The sequence below is a fragment of the Rhodococcus sp. DMU2021 genome, from assembly GCF_019641445.1.
Lineage (GTDB): Bacteria > Actinomycetota > Actinomycetes > Mycobacteriales > Mycobacteriaceae > Rhodococcus > Rhodococcus pyridinivorans.
This window is the reverse complement of record NZ_JAIFKB010000025.1, coordinates 16,258-36,005: the sequence shown is the minus strand read 5'-3', so window position 1 is coordinate 36,005 and position 19,748 is coordinate 16,258. Positions and strand designations below refer to the sequence as shown.

The window sequence follows — 19,748 nt, the reverse complement described above, 5'->3', positions numbered from 1 at the left end:
GCCGACTACCGCGCCCTCGGCGCCGGCCGCCGGTTGACCTCGCTCGAACGCACCGAACGCGAAGCGATCGTCCGCGCCCTCGACGAGTCCGACGGCAACAAATCCCTCGCCGCCCACCGACTCGGTGTGGCCCGCTCGACCCTCTACCGCAAGATCCGCGCGCTGGGCCTGGAAAACGAAACATTCGGTTCCTGACCCCTGAAACACTCTGTCGCATAACAAGACATCCTCGCCGCTGAGTCTGCGCGGACACCCTCTTCCTCACGCCGAGCGGACGTCTTCCCACCTCTGTTCGGGACAGCAATGATGCCGTTTGTACCTCGTCGTCGTGCACGGACGATGTTGCAAAATAGGACACTCGCTGCGGCATCCGACGCCCTACCGTTCTCGAGTACGTATTCCATGAGGAGTACGCGCGTCGTTTCATGACCGTATCCCCCGAGGAGTGACCATGGCCCTGTTCGCTGTTATCTGGTCGTACACCACTGACGCATCCGTCAAAGAGGCCGCCCATGCCGACCACCTGGTCTTCGTCAAGGACGCGGCCGCCAAAGGCGTGCTACAGGAAGCGGGCGCCTGGGCCGACGGAGCCGGCGCCCTGCTCGTGTTCAAGGCGGACAGCGAAGACGACCTGCAGGCCCTGCTCGCCAAGGACCCCTATGTCACGCAGGGTGTTGTCGTCGACCAGACCATCTACCAGTGGAAGCCCGTCATCGGACCCCTCGTGGGAATCTGACGACGAAGCGGCATGCCTAGCTTCTGTTGGTCACAGCATGCAGCATTTTTGCAGTGGACCAGACGATGGGACGCACAGTGTGTGCATTCGACGAAGGCGCGGATCGTATGTGAGGCCAGGAATTGCGTCACGTGACGTCCTGAGGCGCCCGTCGATACATGGTGGAGTGAACGCGCAGACGGAGATGCAGCCGGCCGATCGAGTGCTCGCTTGATCGGGTCCAACCAAATCCACGGGTTCGAGAGACAATCAGCGCAGGGTGAGACTGTCGATCCACACAACCGACGTGTCAACGGAAACGGTGTGACACGGCACTCTTGGAACAGATTTCTTTATCCTTGACGTGGACGCTACGCCGGAAGTCAGCCACGACTGTTCCCGCGCCCTCACACTCGGTTTCTATGCCCCCACCGCCCTTCAGAATGTCGCGCCCAGCGATCGCCGGGTCCTCGAAGCCTTCGGGATACCTGGGCGGGAGATCCGGGAGGCTCTGGCCAACGGAAACTGGACGTGTTCAGTAGATGTGCGCGGATGGTGCACGGCGAGGCCTTGGCCACCGAGTATATGGTCGAGACTCGCGCAGGAACTGTGCTCCACGCTCCGAAGCCGCTGAACGAGCATCCAGAAATGATGGGGTGGCAATGTCGCGCAGTAGTGAACAGTACTGTTACATATATTGATTGAGCAGGTATCTTCCGTCGACAGTCATGCGGTCCAGAAACAGCGAGCTACCTGTTGACGGTTCGTCTCATGAGTATCCACCGAAAGCCACGTGTCGGCCGATGGTGCGTATGCGGCATGGGCGAGGCGGCGTGCCTCCGCCACTGGGCACGGGCAGATCCCACCTGCTGCCTGCGCTCGGGCTGCCGGGACCCTGCTTCGGTGATCAAAGGCGATGATCGAAGCAGGGTTCTCCGTCCTCGATAGAACACCCCCTTCGCCGGCGAGCTGTTTGCAGCATGTCGACGTAGCGACGGATCGCCGCAGTGCGCGCTGTGGTGTTCGTAGTGGCCCATCCACGACGGGAATCGCTGACGCCGGTCAGAGTCGTCCTACCGATACCCATCGAAGTGTACGTTGCTGTCGTCGGCTCCGTATCGATGTGCTTACCCGGATCCGGCTTCATATCTCAAGTTAGAGAACGTATTCGCGCCGATTCCAAGGAGATCGAACACAGAGTGATCCGAGCTCGCCGTCCCGTTGCCGGAGATGGCGCTGAGTCAGTAACGACAGGAGGTCGTCCACACGATCATATGACAGGGGTCGTAGTGAAGGAGTAGATGCACGATGACCTTGTCCGGTCCGAACCTCGGGGTAATGCCTTCGGTTTGTCGTTCTCAACCTGAGTCCGGTTCCGACACCGCACCTGTCCATACGGCGGCGTCCCAGCGGAGCAGGACGGACGCCGCGGACCCGCGCACAGTTGTATCGAACATCAATCCAGGAGAAGCTGAGTCGAATTCGGATATTCGGCGAGCATCGGAGTTCGATGCTGCAGGGTTTGTCGAGTTCGCCGAACGTCACCTCGAGTGGCTCGATCGGGTCGACAGTGCCGAAACCGCAGCATGGCGCGAGGTGAGGTCCCGGGGTGGTCGGATATACACGTGTGTGCCTATGAACCCTGATGCTGAAGTCACCGAGCCGATCTGTATCGACCTTTTCAATGGGGACTTGTTGACATCACCGGCGCGTGAACACATTCAGGTTGCCACTTCTTCGCCGGCGATCAGGAAAACCTACGATCGCTGTGTCGCCACGATCGAGGCCGAACTTCCAGCCTATGACGTGCCCGATGCACTCGGGTTCTCCACGATACTGAACACCTATTTCGGGTACGCCTGTCAGACCGACCTGATTTCCCTCCTCGCGCGTATCCCACCTGCAGTGCGCCCGAATCCCGCATAAGCACCGGGGTCGACTCGGCCGAGATCAGCCCTTGGACCCGATACTTCTGCGGCAGTCCTACTCACATTGCCGGGCTGCCCTTGTAACCGACGTTCGCAGTCGCGACTACCGAAGTCGACTTGCCGTCGTGAAACTCCTCGAGCGTGGTCACATTGCACGCCATGTACAGGGTGCGGAGATCGTCACCGCCGAATGCACAGGTGACCGACCAGGCCCCATCGATCGCAACCCTGTCGGTGATCTCTCCTCCCTCGACAACTCGGTAGAAGCCACTGTCCGACTCGAGGGTCAACGCGTTGCCGAACCACACACCGCCGTCGGCGTCGAGTGCGATGCCATCCGGGTGAACGGAATCGTCGAGCTGGGCCCAGATTCGCTCGTTGGCCAGGCTTCCGTCTTCCTGGATGTCGAACGCCGTGATGCAGTGCCGCCATGTCTGGGCGGTGAGAAGAACTCTGTCCGGGGTGATCGCCATGCCGTTCGGGAACAGAACTTCACCACCGACGGGGTTGACGGAGCCGTCTGCGGACACATGGACCAAGCGTGTTGTCTTCGGGTCTTCCTCCCCGAGAGCGAAACCGAAGTTTCCGACGTACGCATCACCTTTGCCTGTGACGATCATGTCGTTGCCGATGCCGCCGGCGTACTGGCTGAAGTCAGCGTGCACCGACTGTGTACCGTCAGGCTCGATCCGCACGACGGTTCGATCCATCTGTGACACGACGAGGACCGAACCGTCATCCAGGAAGCCGAGTCCCGATGGCGAGCCTTCGACCTCGGCGACGTCCGTGTACGAACCGTCGGCGTTGAACGTCTTCACCGTCTTGCTGAAGAAATCACTGGCCCAGAGCTTGCCATGGTGCCAACGAAGACCTTCGAGGAACTGGTGACCGGTCGAGAAAACGGCCGAGCGGTGCTCTCTCATGATGTTCTCCATCCCGCCGCGAGGGATTCGCGGCGATGGTCATTGCTCGAGGAATGAAGGGGGCTTGTGTCCGGTGTGTCGGGTCCACTCAACGGTGGGCTGTGCCTTTGGCGCGGTCCGCCGCGAGCTCCCGCAATTTGAACTTCTGGATCTTCCCGCTTGCCGTCCGCGGCAACTCGTCGACGACGATCAGGCTTTCCGGGAGCTTCTGCCGTGCGATGTTGCGTTCGATCAACCATCCGGTGAGATGCTCGAGCTCGATGTCGACTTCGGCCTCCGGTACAACGATCGCGCAGACTCTTTCTCCGAGGACGGGATCCGGCGATCCGACGACCGCGACGTCGGCAATCATCGGATGGGCGAATAGGTGGTCCTCTACCTCTTTGGCACTGAGATTCTCGCCGCCGCGGATGATGATGTCCTTCTTGCGGCCGACGATCTCGAGGTAGCCCTCGGTGTCGAGACGTCCGAGGTCACCGCTGCGGAACCAACCGTCCGCGGTGAACGCACTGTCGTTGAGTCGGTTGTCGAGATATCCGAGGAACATCTCCGGCCCGCGCAGCAGAATCTCGCCGGGAATCCCTGGGGTCACGTCCTGCATGTCGTCGTCGACAATTCGAATCTCCGCAGACTTGATTGCTCGGCCATCTGTCGTTGCTCGTTTGGTCAAGGGATCGTTGCGCTTGCCGGCCGATGCCGTCGGAAACTCCGTCGATCCGTAGACACGCGCAACCAGTGCATCAAGGGTGTCGGTGGCCTCGATGACCAGGTCAGGGGGAACATCGGCGCCACCACAAAGGAAGTTCCTCATCGAGGAGAGGTCATGTGACGAGCCGGACGGGTCGTGGACGATCCCGTGCAGGAACGGAGTCGCAGCGACCGTCGTGGTGCAGCGGTACTCATCGATCAGACGCATGCCCGCCTGCGGACTCCAGACATCGAGCAGTGCCACGCCGCTGCGCAGCATCGGTGGTAGCTGGATCCCGTACAGGATTCCGGTGATGTGTCCGACCGGCGACGGCATGAAGATCACATCGGATTCGCTCAGTTCGAGAAGGTCGGCGATGCTGCGGTTCTCGTAGTTGAGAGTGTTGTGGCTGTGCATCGCGCCCTTGGGATCGGATGTGGTTCCCGAGGTGTACAGCAGTAGCACCACATCGTCCGGTGAGCGGTCGACACGGTTCGGCTTTTCCGCACCGTCGACGAAGGCGTCGTACCGAATGCCGCCGGCTGGGCTCCCCTCACCGACTACTACGACGGTAGGTGGTTCGTCCAGTTCACGAGCGATCTCGCAGGCCATCGCCGCGTAGTCGAAGTTCCGGAAGACCGACGGGACAAAGACGATTCTCGAAGCAGACTGTCGCAGAATGAACGCGGTCTCGGTATGCCGGTAGATCGGGATGATCGGGTTGCTCACAGCACCGATACGTATGGCAGCCAGATGGACCACGCACGCTTCGATCCAGTTCGGTAACTGCCACGAGACGACATCGCCAGGCGCAATGCCATGCGCTTGCAAGGCGCTTGCCAACGCGTTCACTGCTGCGTCGAACTCGGCGAAGGTCAACGATCGGGTTGGCTCGGCGAGTGCCATCCGGTCCGGTACCGCGGCGGCTGCGGTCGCCAGATAGTCGTCGATGAAGGCGCCGTCCCAATCCCCGGACGCCACGTAGTCGCGAGTGGGAGCGACATTTCCACCTCGTGGGATCATCAGACCGCCTTCGCCGTGCTTGCGTGTTCTGTGGTCTGCGCCAATGCTGCCGCACCGACCATCTCTTCCAATGCCCGGGTATCGCCGTACCAGGGCCGTAGGGCGAGCGCTCGTTTGTAGAACCAGTGCAGATCGACCTCGGCGGTGAATCCGATTCCACCGTGCACCTGGATCGCGTCCTGGCAGACCTCGACGGCCACCTTGGAAGCGTGCGCCTTCAGCACAGCTGCGTCGACCGCTGTCGGCGCCTCGCTGTTCACCAAGTCCGCGAGTACGGAATCGCAGAGATTCCGGACCGAGGCGGCATGTACATGCATATCGGCGATGATGTGCTTGATCGCCTGGTAAGACCCGATCGGGCGACCGAATTGCTCACGCTCCTTCGCATAATCGATTGTGGTGCGTAAGCAATGGGCGGCGATTCCACTCAACTCACATGCGACGAGCGTTCTGACCCACGAACGGATCTCTTCGATCAGCCTCGGCGCTGCAGACGGATCAGCGAGCGGCGTGCCGGCGACGTCGTCCAGACCAACCGAAGCGAAAGACGAGAGCGGATCTGCGTTGGCATCGGCCTGGATCATCTCGACGCCTCCCGCATGGGGATCGACGAGCCATAACTGCTGATCATCCGAAACGACGACCAGCTGCGTCGCATCACCACCGAACCGAACGAGGTGACAGCGTCCGAAGAGTCTCCCGTTGCGGACGGTGATCGATCCGCCGTCCCAGTCTCCGGTGGCGTGCGGATCGACGAGGGCCAACTGTCCGTCACCGCTCATCGCTGCCTTGAACGCTGCGCGGGCGGTCTCCGGTGCATCAGCGGCCAGAACAGCCGGAAGTAGCGAGTTCTCCAGCAATGGCCCCGGTACCAGGTACCTGCCGTACAGGGTGAACAACGGTCCGAGCGACGCCATCGGAAGCCCCAGCCCGCCGAACACCTCGGGTACAGAGGTAGCGAACACTCCCATCTCGCCGAGAACACCACCGAGCTCGGTGACCCTCCTCTCCGAGAGCACTGCGCGTCGGGTGGCGGAATCGTAACTGCGTGCGAGGAAGTCTTCCAGGCTGTTGGCCAGTTCTGCAGTAGTGGTGTCGTCAGCCACGAGGGAGTCCTAGCAGTCGTTCCGAGATGATATTTCGCTGAATCTGAGAGGTGCCGCCATAGATGGAGGTCGCCCGCGAATAGAGGTGGTCATGTGCCCACCTATCTGATGCCAGCCCCAACGGCCGACTTTCCTCGACGGCCCGGTATGGACCGAGAAGCTCGGCGATCTCCCCGAAAACTATCTGCTCGACCTCGTTGAGCAGAAGCTTATCGACGGAATCCTCCGGAGTCGGGACCTGTCCCGCAGCGAGTCGCGCGACCGTTTTCTGCGTTTGCGCGCTCAGGACTTTCAATGCAACGTGCGCCTTGCCGATCGCTATGCGTACACGGCGTCCGAGCCCGGTTTCCGGCGCGGGAAGCCCATGATCTCGAAGCGCAGCGACGGCGTCTTCGAACGCGACTTCGTAATCGACTCGCCGGCGCAACGTGTAGGCAGCACGCTCGATACCGAGAGTGTGCGTCGCAACAGCCCAACCGCCGTTGAGCTCTCCGACAAGATTCCGCCGCGGAACGCGCACTTCGTCGAAGAAGACCTCACAGAATTCGCGGTCGCCCGTCATCTGCTCAAGGGGCTTCGGCGTGATTCCCGGCGTGGACATATCCACTAGCAGGTAGCTGATTCCGGCGTGCTTGTGTGCAGCAGGGTCAGTACGAACGAGCAGCGCACACCATTGCGCCTTGTGCGCCCAGCTGGTCCATACTTTCTGTCCGGAGATCACGAACTCGTCACCGTCGAGCACGGCCCGGGTGCGCAGCGAGGCAAGGTCCGACCCGGCCTCGGGTTCGGAGAAGCCCTGGCACCAGATGTGCTCACCGGAGAGCAGCTTCGGTAGGAGTTCTTCTCTCTGCCACTGCTGGCCGAACTCGTCGATCGACGGTCCGACTACGTCGAGGCCGATCAGACCGATAGGCATCGGCGCCCGGGCATAAGCCAGCTCTTCAGCGAACGCCAGTTGGTGCAGATGGGACAACCCTTGGCCGCCGGCCTCCTTGCTCCAGCTGATGCCCAGCCCTCCGGCTTCGAACAGCGCTCGCTGCCAGTCGCGCAGAACATCGAATCGCTCGTCGAGATCGAGGGGAACGGTGGGAATGTCCGCGTCGGCCAACCACGCGCGGACCCCGGACCGATATTCGGCCAGATCCGTCGTCATCGTGGTCACCTGCCCGTGTAGTGGGGAGTACGACGTTCGAGGAAGGCGTTGACTGCTTCCTTGGAGTCCTCGTAACCGGACAGTTCACCGGTGAGCGACTGCTCGTACTCGTAACCGGACTCGAGGTCCATGTACTCGATGGTGTTCATACTCAGCTTCGCGAAGCGCAACGCGGCCGGGCTGTGTCGAGCAAGTGAATCGGCGAGTGCCTGGGCGCGAGTCATCAGCTCGTCGTTCGGCACGACCTCGACGATCCCACCGAACTTGTAAATGTCTGCGGCCGGCACCATGTCACCACTCAGATGCATCAAGCGGACCATGCCTTGTGGGACGAGACGCGAGAGATGCTTGGCGCCACCCATAACCCCCACGTTCACTTCCGGCAATGAAAATCGCGCGTTCTCCGCAGCCACGACCAGGTCACACGAGGCTGCAATACACAGGCCCGTACCGACCGCCGCACCCTGCACCGCCGCCACCGTCGGCTTCGCACTGTCCCGGATCGAGAAGAAGGCCTCGCGTACCTGCTTCATGCGTGCGGGCGAGTTCTCCGGCGACAGGGTCTTGAATTCTTCCAGGTCGTTGCCACCGCAGAAATGCTTGCCGCGGCCTGCGACGACGACGACACGCGCGTCGGGAAGGTACTTGTCGACATTATCGAAGAACTGCTTCAGTTCGACGTACATGTCCTGGCTGACCGCGTTGGCCGGCGGGCGATTGAGCCAGACCGTCGCAGTCGGGCCGGACTCCTCGAACTCGATAAACTCGAACGTTTCCATGCTGGTCCATCCTGTTCTGAACACCGTGAGCAAGCCCCGAGCTGCCGACATGAAGTCTATGAACGCTAATCTCGAACAGGTCGCTTGCCTCGTGAGATGAGAGCACACTATGGACCTTATCGGTGATTTGTCAACGGGCACTAATCTCTCGCCCCGAGCCGGAGCGCAGATGCCGCCGACACCTCCGCACACCTAGCTCCGGATCGGAATGCCTGTTTGCCCAGAATCTTTCGCCTATGGGCCGCAATATCCACGTCGGACACGCAGCGCACCAGAGCAGGCCGCGCAGTGACACATGCAGCCATCGGTCGGGTCGCCCCTTCCTCACCAGACCGCCCCGACCCCCACCACAACCTCCCACACAGCGTTACCCACGTCACAGTGCGATGTCAAGGGCTACTAACTACAAGCCCTCGCGCGGCACTACACAATGGATCCCCCCATGTCGACGCAGACACCCAAAGCGACCCGCAAAGGACCAGTGGCACCCGATAATCGTCGAGAACCTGCCCCCGCCAGCAGCGATTCGCAAACCAACTCCGTCCCACCAGTGACAACAAGTCACCGAAGGCTGAGAAGATCTCCCGATCCGAACCCCTCACCTCGACCCGAGAAGTGCACCGCTCGCCGGTCACGCAACGGCACACGTTCGGCATCGAAGAGGCGTGTCCCGCGACCGACGCCAGCGGTCCTCACTCGCAGCCTGCGACGATCCGTCTCGCTGCACACCTACGACCATCCTCGGCCCGTCGAAATCTCGGACACCTTGCAGAGGACCATGAATCACTCGTCGGACACGGCGAACCGATCAGCGTCCATGCCCTCCGAACGATATCTGGAGGTTGTGCAGAGCATCGACGAGGCCGACCGGCGGAAGACCAACCATTGACGCATCGGCGATACGCGGCGGGCGCGAAGAAATCCGGGGCAGGCCGACGCATCCCATCCGGCACCATCACGGGTCGACTCGGCACAACCTACGCGGGTCACGCCTGGCGCAAGACCTCTCACCGTCCCGGTGAACGCCGGTCGCCACCTCGGCATCTGCGAGTCGATCATGAGCTCGATGAAGTTAGCGCCGGTTTCCATCAGCAGACGTCGTACCATCCGCACTCCGAGCCTGAGACCGTCGATTCCCCCACTCGACCTGACCAACACTTCTGTGGAACACCTCTTTTCATATCGGTCACATGTACGCGCTCGGTACGCCCGCGTACCAGATCATCGCGAACACGAATTAGTGATCCTTGACATATTCTGACGACGAGGGCACCATCGTCCCATTCGGAGAGTGTGCGTTAGCGCTCGATGACATTCGTGAACTCGGGGCATCGAAGGGTGCCCGCTGCGGCGTCCGACATCGACTTTGCCCAGACCAGCGATCGATCAAATGAATCGAACAGCCCGAGGCTTCAGATCCAAGGTGCGAAAGGAATACACAATGGTCTCCCTACTCGAGGACACTCGTCCCGTAACCGAGGAGCTCGACGTACTGGTAGTCGGCGGCGGGTTCGCCGGCATCTACGCGCTCGAACGCCTGCGCGCGTTGGGGTTCACGGTGAAGCTGTACGAAGCAGGCTCCGAGGCCGGCGGTGTCTGGCACTGGAATCAGTACCCCGGCGCCCGGGTCGATACCGAGGCCACGGCGTACCAGTTTTCCGACGAGCGCATCTGGAAGGAGTGGGACTGGTCGGAGATGTTCCCCGGTCAGGAGGAACTGCAGGAGTACTTCCGCTTCGTGGTCGACAAGCTCGAACTCGGTCCGGAGATCAGCTACAGCACTCGCGTGGTCGCAGCCCGATTCGACACCAGTCACGATCAGTGGGTTGTCGAGTCCCGCAACGAGAATACCGGTGAAACCTTTCTGACCCGGGCACGGTTCTTCCTTCCGATGCTCGGTACGGGTTCCAAGAAGCTCATCCCGAACATCGCTGGGCGCGACACCTTCAAGGGCGACATCTTCCACACCGCCGAGTGGCCCAAGGGCTACGATATGCGCGGCAAGCGCGTCGCGGTGATCGGAACCGGCGCCAGCGGTGTACAGGTCATCCAATCGATCGCCCCGCAGGTGGAGTCGATGACGGTCTTCCAACGCACGCCGTCGATGACGCTACCGATGTATTCGGCCAAGCTCGATCATGCCGCGAACGAGGAGCTACGCAAGAGCTACCCGAAGTTCTTCGAGTTCCGCAACCAGACATTCGGTGGTCTCGCCTACGATCTGGTCTACAAACCGACAGCCGAGATGACCGACGAGGAGTTCACCGAAGGACTCGAGAAGCTGTACGCCGAAGGAGGCCTGCAGATCTGGCTGGGCGGTTACGCCGATCTGTTCTTCGACGTCGAGGTCAGTAACCGAATCTACCGTTTCTGGCGCGACAAAACCCGCGGCCGGATCAAGGATCCCGTCCTCGCCGAGAAGTTGGTTCCGACCGAGCCTCCGTATCCCTTCGGCTCCAAGCGATGCCCGCTGGAATACACATACTACGAAGCCTTCAACCAAGACAACGTCGAACTCGTGGACGTCAACGACAACCGCATCGATCACATCTACGAGAACGGCATCGTCACCGCTGATGGTGTCGAGCGCGAATTCGACGTCATCGTCCTGGCGACCGGGTTCGACTCGTTCACCGGTGGCCTCTGCGACATCGACATCGTCGGCACGAACGGTGAGACCTTCGGCGAGACCTACGCGAACGGTGTTCACACCTTCCTCGGCCGTGCCACCTCGGGTTTTCCGAACATCCTCTTCGTCTACGGACCGCAGAGCCCGTCGGCTTTCTGTAACGGACCGACCTGTGCAGAGCTCGAAGGAGACTGGGTGATCGACTGCCTGGTCAGTATGCGTGAGCGGGACCTGACCCGGATCGAAGCGACGCCGGAGGGCGAGAAGGAGTGGCAGCAGCACTTCGAGGAAGTCACCGCCGCCACGATCTTCCCGCTCGCGGACTCCTGGTACATGAATGCCAATGTGCCCGGGAAGAAGCGGGAACTGCTGGCCTATCCCGGTGGTCTGGCCCAGTACCTGAAGAAGAACCAGGAGTCGGCAGAAAACGGTTACGCCGGTTTCGTCCGCACCTGAACACAGTGATGTGATGGCACGGGCGCTCGGGTCGGACAACCCCAGCACCCGTGCCGTCACTGTTGAAGTAGATGGATGCGTTGCTCCACTGTGCGAGCTCGACGTTCGAGCCCGAGGTCACCGAATACTCGCTCATGGCGATAAACACTGCGCTCGAGCAGTTTTCGGAACCTCGGCAGGTCCTCCGATCCGAACGACACAGTCGGGACCTGGCCGGCATCCGACCGACGTCGACTACGCCCTCAGGTCCGAACACACCAATATGGACGACGTCGACGCCGATCTGTCACGTACGGCCCACCAGGCGGTCGTCTCCAACTCCGGTGCTCCGACCGGTCGAGAGCGGGAGAAGGGTCCGGTTCGAAAACAGACCTACAGATCGGAAGGCAGAGGCGTGCCTGACCCACGCGTCCCAGCACGCCGGTCGACATCAGTCTGCAAACAGGGCACGCACTACCCGATCGAGCTCGGATTCGAAGTCCGGGGAGCGGAGGAAATGGGGAATCCGCACCAAGTCGTGCACCACGGTGACCGCGATGCTCACGAGCGACTGCGCGGCCGCCGGGTCGACATCCGGCCGGACCGAGGAGTACCACCGGCGCAGCTCGGAGACAAAATCGTCATTGATCCGCTCGAAGCGCTCACGATCCTCGTCTGGAAGGTAGTGCCCTTCGGTCAGTGCCACGGCGAGGAGATCCACGGCCTCGATTCCGAGACGCACGTACCCGGAAATCAACGCGGACAACACTTCGGCCGGATCAATGGAGGTGCGCAGCGCTCGAACGACCTCCAATGCTCGCCACTCGGCGAATCGCTCCATCAATGCGACGAGGATGCTCGATTTGGTCTTGAAATACCGGTAGATCGCCGGACCGGCGAACCCGACATCCGCTCCGATATCGTCGATGCTGACGCCGGCATATCCACTGCGACGAAAGGCTGCCGCCGCGGCCGCAAGCAACTGTTCGCGCCGCGCCATCGGCACGTTCTCGACAGTCGGCGTCTCCCGGCGACGCACAGGTTCGACTGTCGGCGCAGCGATGATCCGTTCGCATGCCGTTGCCATCACGGTAGCGAGACGAGACCGCGAAAGCGCGCTGTCGTAGAACGCCGGGCTGGTCAAGACGCTGACAACCGCCCAACTGCGAACATCGGTTGCGAACGCGCCGAGGCCGGGGTGGCACGGACGGATCAGTCGACCGGCAACGTTGTCCGAGATCCACACTGCCCTGCTTCGTACGGTTCGGAAATCATCCTCGTCCAGATGGCGCGCTTCACGCTGCCACAGCACCGACAGCCGGCGACTTTCGATACCGACACGCGCCAGGTAGTCGAGATGCCGGGCCAGCTCCTCATCCGACTCGACCTCTGAGATCGAATCCAGAGCGTCGATCCAACGCTGTTGATCCTCATCGATGATGCGGGCGAGGAGTTCCTGCTTGTTCTTGTAGTGCCGATACACCGCACGCGCGGTGACTCCACTCGCCTCGGCGATATGGTCTACGCGAACGGCGTGAAAGCCCCTGAGTGCGAACAGCTCGCGTGCATTGTTCGCGATCTGCACATTGCGGTCTTTCGGCCGACGTGACGTCGGTGCGATTCGGGCTTCAGCCCCCATGGGTCTCTCCGTTCGTGACGGACTCACCTCCGGACCTCGCCTCCGGTAGACACGTCGCGTCGCTGTTGAGCATGTCGGTCCAACTACGCCCCAGCCAGGGCGCTCCCCCGTCGGGTCGTGCGAGACTGCTACGTCGCTCCGGTTGAACGAGCACAGACCTCCTCCAATCTTCCGGAGACACTTCGCAGCCACACACCGACCACGACAAGTTGTTACCTCAGGTTACCTAATTTGCGTCTGCGACCCGACATGAACCACCCGCAAGCACAGATCATGCAGGTTGTTTATCTCAGATGAGAGGTCAAACCACCATCTGGTGACGATCACTGACAGTTATGGACCATTGACTTACCATCCTATCGATCGGTAAGATCGATAGGATGGACGTCCGAAGACCGAAGGCTGAAAAGTGAAGAGCTGCCCGGTATTCCCACACCGTCCTGGTCCGTCCGTTCCCAAGACAGACAAGATGCCGGAGGCGTCCTTCCACCGCCACAGCCATCCGAGCGGCACGCGAATCAGCGTGAATCACCGCCCTGGCCCGGCGCCCTCAGATCCGGATTCTCGCTGACGATGTCGAGAAGAATCTCGATGACGGCCTGCACCCGTGCCAGGCGAGCCAGTTCTCGCGGAACAACCAACCAATAGGTTCTCTCGGCCACGAACTTGTCCGGGAGTACGGGCACGAGATCGGGGTCGGCGTTACCGATGTAGGTCGGGAGCGGTGCGATACCCACTCCGTACCTGACCGCCTGATAGTGGCCGGTGATGTTGTTCGTCTGGACTTGCGCGCGATCTTCGGGCAGGAGACGCTCGAGTCGACGTAGCGGCTCGACGTCCAAGATGGCGTTCACGTACCACACCAACGTGTGGTCCTCGAGGTCGTCGAGGGACTCGATGGCACTGTGCGAGTCGAGGTAGCGACGTGATGCATAAAGACGCAGGTCGTAGTTGGCCAGTTTGCTGACGGACACCGATCGTGGTGACGGCCGTTCGAGAGTGACTGCGAGGTCGAAGTCGCGACCGGTCACCAGATCGTGCGTGGTCGACGTACGCAGCTCGGTGAACAGGTCAGGGTGTCTGTCGCGCACCATGCCCAGTCCCGGAACCAACACATAGGCGCCGAAGCCGTCCGGGGTGAGAATCCGGACAGTGCCGTGAAGACTGCCGGATCCAGCGGACGATGTCGCGTCGAGTGCAGCCAACAGAGTCGATTCGACCGCTTCTGCGTACGGCACCAGACGCCGGCCGGCCTCGGTCAGTTGCCATCCCGACGATCCCCGGTCGAACAGTCGCGCTCCCATGTCTTTTTCGAGTCGGGTGATCCTGCGCGACACCGTGGTCTGATCGACGTCCAGCCGTTTGGCCGCGTCCGCGATCCGCCCGGTCCGTGACAACTCCAGCAGAAAACGCATGTTATCGGCGGTGAACATCCCACTCCCTTGCTGCTGCAAAATTGCAGTTATCACTGCGAAGATACTCGTTGACCGCGGCACATCTGCACCGACAGACTCGAGAAAACCACAGAGTCACAGGAGCACATAACCATGACCGTCATCCCACACTGGTTGGACAACAAGCCCTTCACCGGCACCAACGGCACATCGGCCCCGGTCACCAACCCCGCCACTGGCGCAGTGACTGCAGAAGTTGCACTTGCGAGCACAGACGACGCCCGCGCGGTGATCGAGGCAGCCGCGGCGGCGTTCCCCGCATGGCGAGATACCTCGATCGCCAAGCGCACACAGATTCTGTTCTCATTCCGTGAACTGCTCAACGCCCGCAAGCAGGAATTGGCTGCGATCATCACCTCCGAGCACGGCAAGGTGCTCTCCGACGCGCTCGGTGAGGTCTCCCGCGGCCAGGAGGTCGTCGAATTTGCCTGCGGCATCGCTCACCTTCTCAAGGGTGGGATGACCGAGAACGCGTCGACCAAGGTCGACATGGCGTCGATCCGCCAGCCCATCGGGCCGGTTGGCATCATCTCCCCGTTCAACTTTCCCGCCATGGTTCCGATGTGGTTCTTCCCCATCGCGATTGCCGCCGGGAACACCGTGGTCCTCAAGCCGTCGGAAAAGGTTCCCACGGCAGCGCTGTGGATCGCCGAACTGTGGTCCGAGGCGGGCCTACCCGCCGGCGTGTTCAACGTCCTGCAGGGTGACAAGACAGCCGTCGGTGAACTACTCACCAATCCGGCGATCAAGGCCATCTCCTTCGTCGGGTCGACCCCCATCGCGAAGTACGTCTACGAAACCGCAACCGCCCACAGCAAGCGCGTCCAGGCACTCGGCGGCGCGAAGAACCACGCCGTTGTTCTGCCGGACGCCGACCTCGATCTGGCCGCCGACGCGATGGTGAACGCGGGCTTCGGCTCCGCCGGTGAGCGCTGCATGGCGATCTCCGCACTGGTCGCGGTCGGGGACATCGCCGATGAGCTGGTTGCAAAGATCAAGGATCGCACCCTGAGCCTGAAAACCGGCGACGGCACAAAGGACTCGGATATGGGTCCATTGGTGAGCAAAGCACATCGTGACAAAGTGTCTTCCTATATCGACGCCGGCGAAGCTGCCGGCGCCACCGTCGTAGTCGACGGCCGGTCCGTGCAGGCCGATGGCGGAAGCGACGGATTCTGGCTCGGACCGACCCTTCTGGATCACGTCACCACCGATATGAGCGTCTACACCGACGAGATCTTCGGCCCCGTCCTGTCCGTCGTACGGGTCGGGACCTATGACGAAGCCCTCGAATTGATCAACTCGAACCCCTACGGCAACGGCACCGCCATCTTCACCAACGACGGCGGCGCAGCCCGCCGCTTCCAGAACGAAGTCGAGGTCGGCATGGTCGGCGTCAACGTCCCCATCCCCGTCCCCACCGCGTACTACAGCTTCGGCGGCTGGAAGAACTCCCTCTTCGGTGACACACACGCCCACGGCACCGAAGGTGTGCACTTCTTCACCCGCGGCAAGGTCGTCACCACCCGCTGGCTCGACCCCAACCACGGCGGCATCAACCTCGGCTTCCCTCAGAACGACTAAGGACGGCACCATGAGTATCCAGATCGCCTTCCCACGGTTCCTGCGAATCGGCGGGGGCACCATCGACGACATCGGGGACGTGATCCGTCAACTCGGATTGCAGCGCCCGGTAGTGGTGACCGACAAGTTCCTCACCTCGACTGGCGCGTCCGAACGGATCTTGACCCTCCTGCGCGAAGCACGCATCACACCAGCCCTGTTCGACGACACCGTTCCCGACCCCACCACCGACTCCCTCGAAACAGGGCTCGCCCTGCTCGCCGATCACAACGCCGACTCGGTGATCGGCTTCGGTGGCGGCAGCCCGATGGATACTGCGAAGGCGCTGGCCGTCCTCGGGGTCCGCGGGGGCCGGATGCGGGACTACAAGGTCCCGCACGTCTACACCGGACCAGCGCTTCCCGTCGTCGCGATCCCGACCACCGCCGGCAGCGGCTCGGAGGCTACGCAGTTCACCATCATCAGTGACAGCGTCACGGACGAGAAGATGCTCTGTCCAGGCCTGTCCTTCCTGCCCATCGCAGCAATCGTGGACTTCGAACTGACAATGTCCATGCCCCCTCGCCTGACTGCCGATACAGGAGTCGATGCACTTACCCATGCGATCGAGGCGTATGTAAGCCGAAAAGCCAACCCTGTCTCCGACGGCCTCGCGCTCGCAGCCATGCGCACCATCGGCCAGAATCTGCGCACCGCGTATGAAGACGGTGAGAACAAGCAAGCGCGAGAAGCCATGATGCTCGCCGCCACCCAGGCCGGCATGGCGTTCTCGAACGCAAGCGTGGCCCTCGTTCACGGAATGAGCCGACCCATCGGCGCGCACTTCCATGTCGCGCACGGACTGTCCAACGCCATGCTGCTCCCGGCGATCACCGCATTCTCCGTCAAGGGCGCCGAGTCACGGTACGCGGACTGTGCCAGGGCCATCGGTGTGGCCACCGAAGCCACCGGTGACGGTATCGCCGCGCAGTCCCTCGTCGACTCCCTGGCCGAACTATGTCATGACCTGGCTGTTCCCACTCCCCGCGACCACGGCATCGACCGAACTCGCTGGAACGATCTGATCCCACTGATGGCGCAACAGGCGCTCGATTCGGGTTCGCCGGGCAACAACCCGGTTGTGCCCACTGTCGACGAAATCGCCGAACTGTACGTCGAGGTCTACGACTAGCGTGGATGCAATCCACACCCCGCGTCCTCCGACAAGTCAGAGGTGAGAGCTCGAGCGGCAGGACCCTTTCGGTCCTGCCGCTCGGCCGCCCCATCGCCGGGGAGCTCGCACCCCGGCGATGTCACCGTCGTCAGGAACTCATGCACTCAGTCAGGACGTGAACGTCCCGAAACAGCATCGAGATAGGCAGAAGCTGGACCCGTGATCCGCGTACCCTCGACGATCATCGGCCAGGTCCCGTCCATACCGGCGTCGACGGCAGCACAGCTGAGCTGACGCTCCCAGAACGCAGCGGACCCGAATTCCGAACGCCACTGCAACGCAGGCAGGGTGAGCCGATGGAGGGTGTGCTCATGGGTGGTGCCGATTGCGCCGTGCACTTGGTGAGTGTTGCGCACCGCCACAGCCAGCGCTTGCGAGACCACACTGCGGGCCACTGCGACACGAAACGCCGAAAAGTCGCCGGCAAGATCGTCGGTAACAGCATCTGCGAGAGCAGTGTCGACGGCGGCACCGGCAAGGACGGACTCGGCCGCAGTGTCGACCACGAGGTTCTGCACGGACTGGAACCGCGCCAGAGGGCGCCCGAACTGAGCGCGGTCGGTGGTGTGCGCAACCGCCGAAGCCAGCATGCCCTCCATAGCGCCGACACATTGGATCGCACGGATGAGAGCGCCGCGCAGGACATAGCCCTCGACGGCACGAGTGTCCACCGGTGACCAAGTAACGTCACCGTCGACCTGGACCGACCCGAGGGGCACCTCGGAGATCCCCTCGACCGCCTCGACGGTCAGCCGATCGGTGGGCACGTCCGCGAGTTCGTAGCCCGCATCGACCCGACGCACGCAGACAACGGACCCGGTGACACCAGCCCACGGCACACGTCGCGCGAGGCCGTCCGCCCTCAGGACGGCGACGGTCGCTGTGTCCGACGATGAGTCGTCGAGGCCGGCCGCACGCCGCAAGGGACCTGCCAACAGATCGGTCTCGGCGAAGGGCACGGCCACGCCGCCAGCGGCGGTCGTGCGCAACAGAGCAGCGGCCTCGACCCAACCCGCGCCGCTGCCCCCGGTCTCCTCGGGTGCGGTCAGCCTGGCGAGTCCGACCGCACCCAAGGTGGCCCACACAGCGGCCGGATCCGGTTCGATGTCCGGCCCCGAGTGCCCAGCGACAAGATCGTCCATGAGGTCCTGGAGATCCCGGTCTACGGCAAGATCGATTGTGATCGCGGTCGTGGTCATCAGCGCATCCCCAGCCCCCGCGCGATCACGCCGCGCAGGATTTCGTTGGTACCGCCGCGGAGTGTGAACCCCGGACGCTGGTGTAGTCCGGCTCTGCACAGAGCCCCGATTTCTGCCTGCCCGTCCATGCTCTCGTCGCCCAACCGATCAGAGACGTACTCGACGAGGTCGCCTTCCATGCTGGTACCGAGGAGCTTGACCAGGGCGGCGGCAGTGTCGGCCTTCTCGCCACGTTGAAGGGCTCCGGCGATGTTCTGGCTCAGTGCGTGCAGTCCGACCATCCGGGCCACAGAACGTCCCAGATCGGTGCGCTCGGGCAGCAGTCCCTTTCGGACCGCGCCGATCTCGGCAGCCAGGAGCCGGAAGGTCGAAAGGAAACGCTCGGGTCCACTGCGCTCGAAGGAAAGCTCCGAGTTGACCTGTTCCCATCCATTGCCCAACGTGCCGAAGACCATGGCGTCGGGAACGAATACCTCGTCCAGAACCACCTCGTTGAAGTGGTGGTCGCCGGAGAGGGAAATGATCGGCCGGATCGTCACGCCTCGGGAACGGAGGTCAACGATGAACTGGCTCAGTCCCGCGTGGCGGTGTGCCGTGTCGAGTGGTTCCGTGCGGGCCAGCACGATGAACGCCTCAGCGTGGTGGGCGCCCGAGGTCCACACTTTGGTGCCGGTGACGGTCCAGCCGCCGTCCACGCGGGTGCCGCGGGTCCGGACACTGGCCAGGTCCGATCCTGAGTCGGGCTCACTCATTCCTATGCCGAAGAAGCACTCACCTGCGGCAATTCGGGGAAGGTACTTGTGCTTCTGCTCTTCGGTGCCGTACTTCAGCAACGACGGCGCAATCTGGCGGTCTGCCACCCATTGCGCTGCAACCGGTGCGCCTACCGCGAGCAGCTCCTCGGTGACGACGAAACGCTCGAGATGGGTCCGGCCGTGCCCGCCGTACTCGGTCGGGATGGTCATTCCTACCCAACCGTGCTCGGCAAGGCGGCGGGTGAAGTCCTCGTCCCACCGGGTGAGCCAGGTGTCGATGCCCGGCGTGAGTGTTCCTGCCGCAGTTTCGTTGTCGATAAAGGTGCGTACCTCGGCGCGTAGAGCATCCATTTCATCAGTGGTCACCGTCGTCGGCGGCGCGACGGAGGAATTCATAGTGCCTCCATAGGAAGTTCCGGCTGGGGCGACGCCCGACATGCTCGCGTGAGTTTCGCCGCCGAGTAAGTGGCGGTCGGATCGGGGGCGAACGCCGACCCCCTCTCGGGGGACACTATCCAGTTCTCG

Annotated in this window: 15 protein-coding genes; 6 read left to right on the top strand and 9 right to left on the bottom strand. The window is 62.3% G+C overall.

What is annotated here, in order from left to right:
* The 3 genes from K3M35_RS23215 to K3M35_RS23205 form a co-directional block, all read left to right on the top strand.
* Nucleotides 1-195 (top strand): helix-turn-helix domain-containing protein (locus tag K3M35_RS23215; protein WP_308257110.1); only part of this gene is annotated, 195 nt, incomplete at its 5' end.
* A 256-nt stretch (nt 196-451) separates the two neighbouring features.
* Nucleotides 452-736, top strand: coding sequence for a YciI family protein (locus K3M35_RS23210; RefSeq protein WP_006550534.1), 285 nt, complete (start codon nt 452-454; stop codon nt 734-736).
* Between the two features lie 1,287 nt (nt 737-2,023).
* Nucleotides 2,024-2,641, top strand: coding sequence for a hypothetical protein (locus K3M35_RS23205; protein ID WP_220667048.1), 618 nt, complete (start codon nt 2,024-2,026; stop codon nt 2,639-2,641).
* A 61-nt stretch (nt 2,642-2,702) separates the two neighbouring features.
* Here K3M35_RS23205 and K3M35_RS23200 read toward each other — a convergent pair whose 3' ends face one another.
* From K3M35_RS23200 to K3M35_RS23180, 5 genes are all read right to left on the bottom strand, one after another.
* Nucleotides 2,703-3,578, bottom strand: a complete 876-nt coding sequence (locus K3M35_RS23200; RefSeq protein WP_229566256.1) for an SMP-30/gluconolactonase/LRE family protein — start codon at nt 3,576-3,578, stop codon at nt 2,703-2,705.
* A gap of 76 nt (nt 3,579-3,654) precedes the next feature.
* Nucleotides 3,655-5,277 carry an AMP-binding protein gene (locus K3M35_RS23195; RefSeq protein ID WP_220667047.1) on the bottom strand — a complete coding sequence of 541 codons (1,623 nt, stop codon included), beginning with the start codon at nt 5,275-5,277 and terminating at the stop codon, nt 3,655-3,657.
* Nucleotides 5,277-6,383 carry an acyl-CoA dehydrogenase family protein gene (locus K3M35_RS26745; RefSeq protein ID WP_006550537.1) on the bottom strand — a complete coding sequence of 369 codons (1,107 nt, stop codon included), beginning with the start codon at nt 6,381-6,383 and terminating at the stop codon, nt 5,277-5,279. The genes K3M35_RS23195 and K3M35_RS26745 overlap by 1 nt, the downstream gene beginning before the upstream one ends.
* A complete protein-coding gene (locus K3M35_RS23185) occupies nt 6,376-7,536 on the bottom strand; it encodes an acyl-CoA dehydrogenase family protein (protein ID WP_039957847.1) in 1,161 nt (386 codons plus the stop codon). Before K3M35_RS23185 ends, K3M35_RS26745 begins: the two co-directional genes overlap by 8 nt.
* A gap of 5 nt (nt 7,537-7,541) precedes the next feature.
* Nucleotides 7,542-8,366, bottom strand: a complete 825-nt coding sequence (locus K3M35_RS23180) for an enoyl-CoA hydratase-related protein (protein WP_259444387.1) — start codon at nt 8,364-8,366, stop codon at nt 7,542-7,544.
* Nucleotides 8,367-9,756: 1,390 nt separating this feature from the next.
* On the opposite strand from K3M35_RS23180, the gene K3M35_RS23175 reads away from it, so the two are divergent.
* Complete coding sequence (locus K3M35_RS23175; protein ID WP_220667046.1) at nt 9,757-11,400, top strand: NAD(P)/FAD-dependent oxidoreductase; 1,644 nt, start codon at nt 9,757-9,759, stop codon at nt 11,398-11,400.
* Nucleotides 11,401-11,830: 430 nt separating this feature from the next.
* On the opposite strand, the gene K3M35_RS23170 is transcribed toward K3M35_RS23175, so the two are convergent.
* The gene (locus tag K3M35_RS23170; RefSeq protein WP_081314887.1) at nt 11,831-13,018 is read right to left on the bottom strand and encodes a TetR/AcrR family transcriptional regulator; all 1,188 of its coding nucleotides are present in this window, start codon (nt 13,016-13,018) and stop codon (nt 11,831-11,833) included.
* Nucleotides 13,019-13,536: 518 nt separating this feature from the next.
* Nucleotides 13,537-14,451: a LysR family transcriptional regulator gene (locus K3M35_RS23165; protein WP_006550542.1), complete on the bottom strand. Its 915-nt coding sequence runs from the start codon at nt 14,449-14,451 to the stop codon at nt 13,537-13,539.
* 114 nt (nt 14,452-14,565) lie between these two features.
* Here K3M35_RS23165 and K3M35_RS23160 point away from each other — a divergent pair, with 114 nt between their 5' ends.
* Nucleotides 14,566-16,056 carry a CoA-acylating methylmalonate-semialdehyde dehydrogenase gene (locus K3M35_RS23160; protein WP_006550543.1) on the top strand — a complete coding sequence of 497 codons (1,491 nt, stop codon included), beginning with the start codon at nt 14,566-14,568 and terminating at the stop codon, nt 16,054-16,056.
* Nucleotides 16,057-16,066: 10 nt separating this feature from the next.
* Complete coding sequence (locus K3M35_RS23155) at nt 16,067-17,227, top strand: iron-containing alcohol dehydrogenase (RefSeq protein WP_006550544.1); 1,161 nt, start codon at nt 16,067-16,069, stop codon at nt 17,225-17,227.
* Nucleotides 17,228-17,373: 146 nt separating this feature from the next.
* Here K3M35_RS23155 and K3M35_RS23150 read toward each other — a convergent pair whose 3' ends face one another.
* Nucleotides 17,374-18,468, bottom strand: coding sequence for an acyl-CoA dehydrogenase family protein (locus K3M35_RS23150; protein ID WP_006550545.1), 1,095 nt, complete (start codon nt 18,466-18,468; stop codon nt 17,374-17,376).
* On the bottom strand, nt 18,468-19,619 hold the full coding sequence (locus K3M35_RS23145; protein ID WP_039585270.1) for an acyl-CoA dehydrogenase family protein: 1,152 nt from the start codon (nt 19,617-19,619) through the stop codon (nt 18,468-18,470). The genes K3M35_RS23150 and K3M35_RS23145 overlap by 1 nt, the downstream gene beginning before the upstream one ends.
* Between the last annotated feature and the right edge of the window lie 129 nt (nt 19,620-19,748).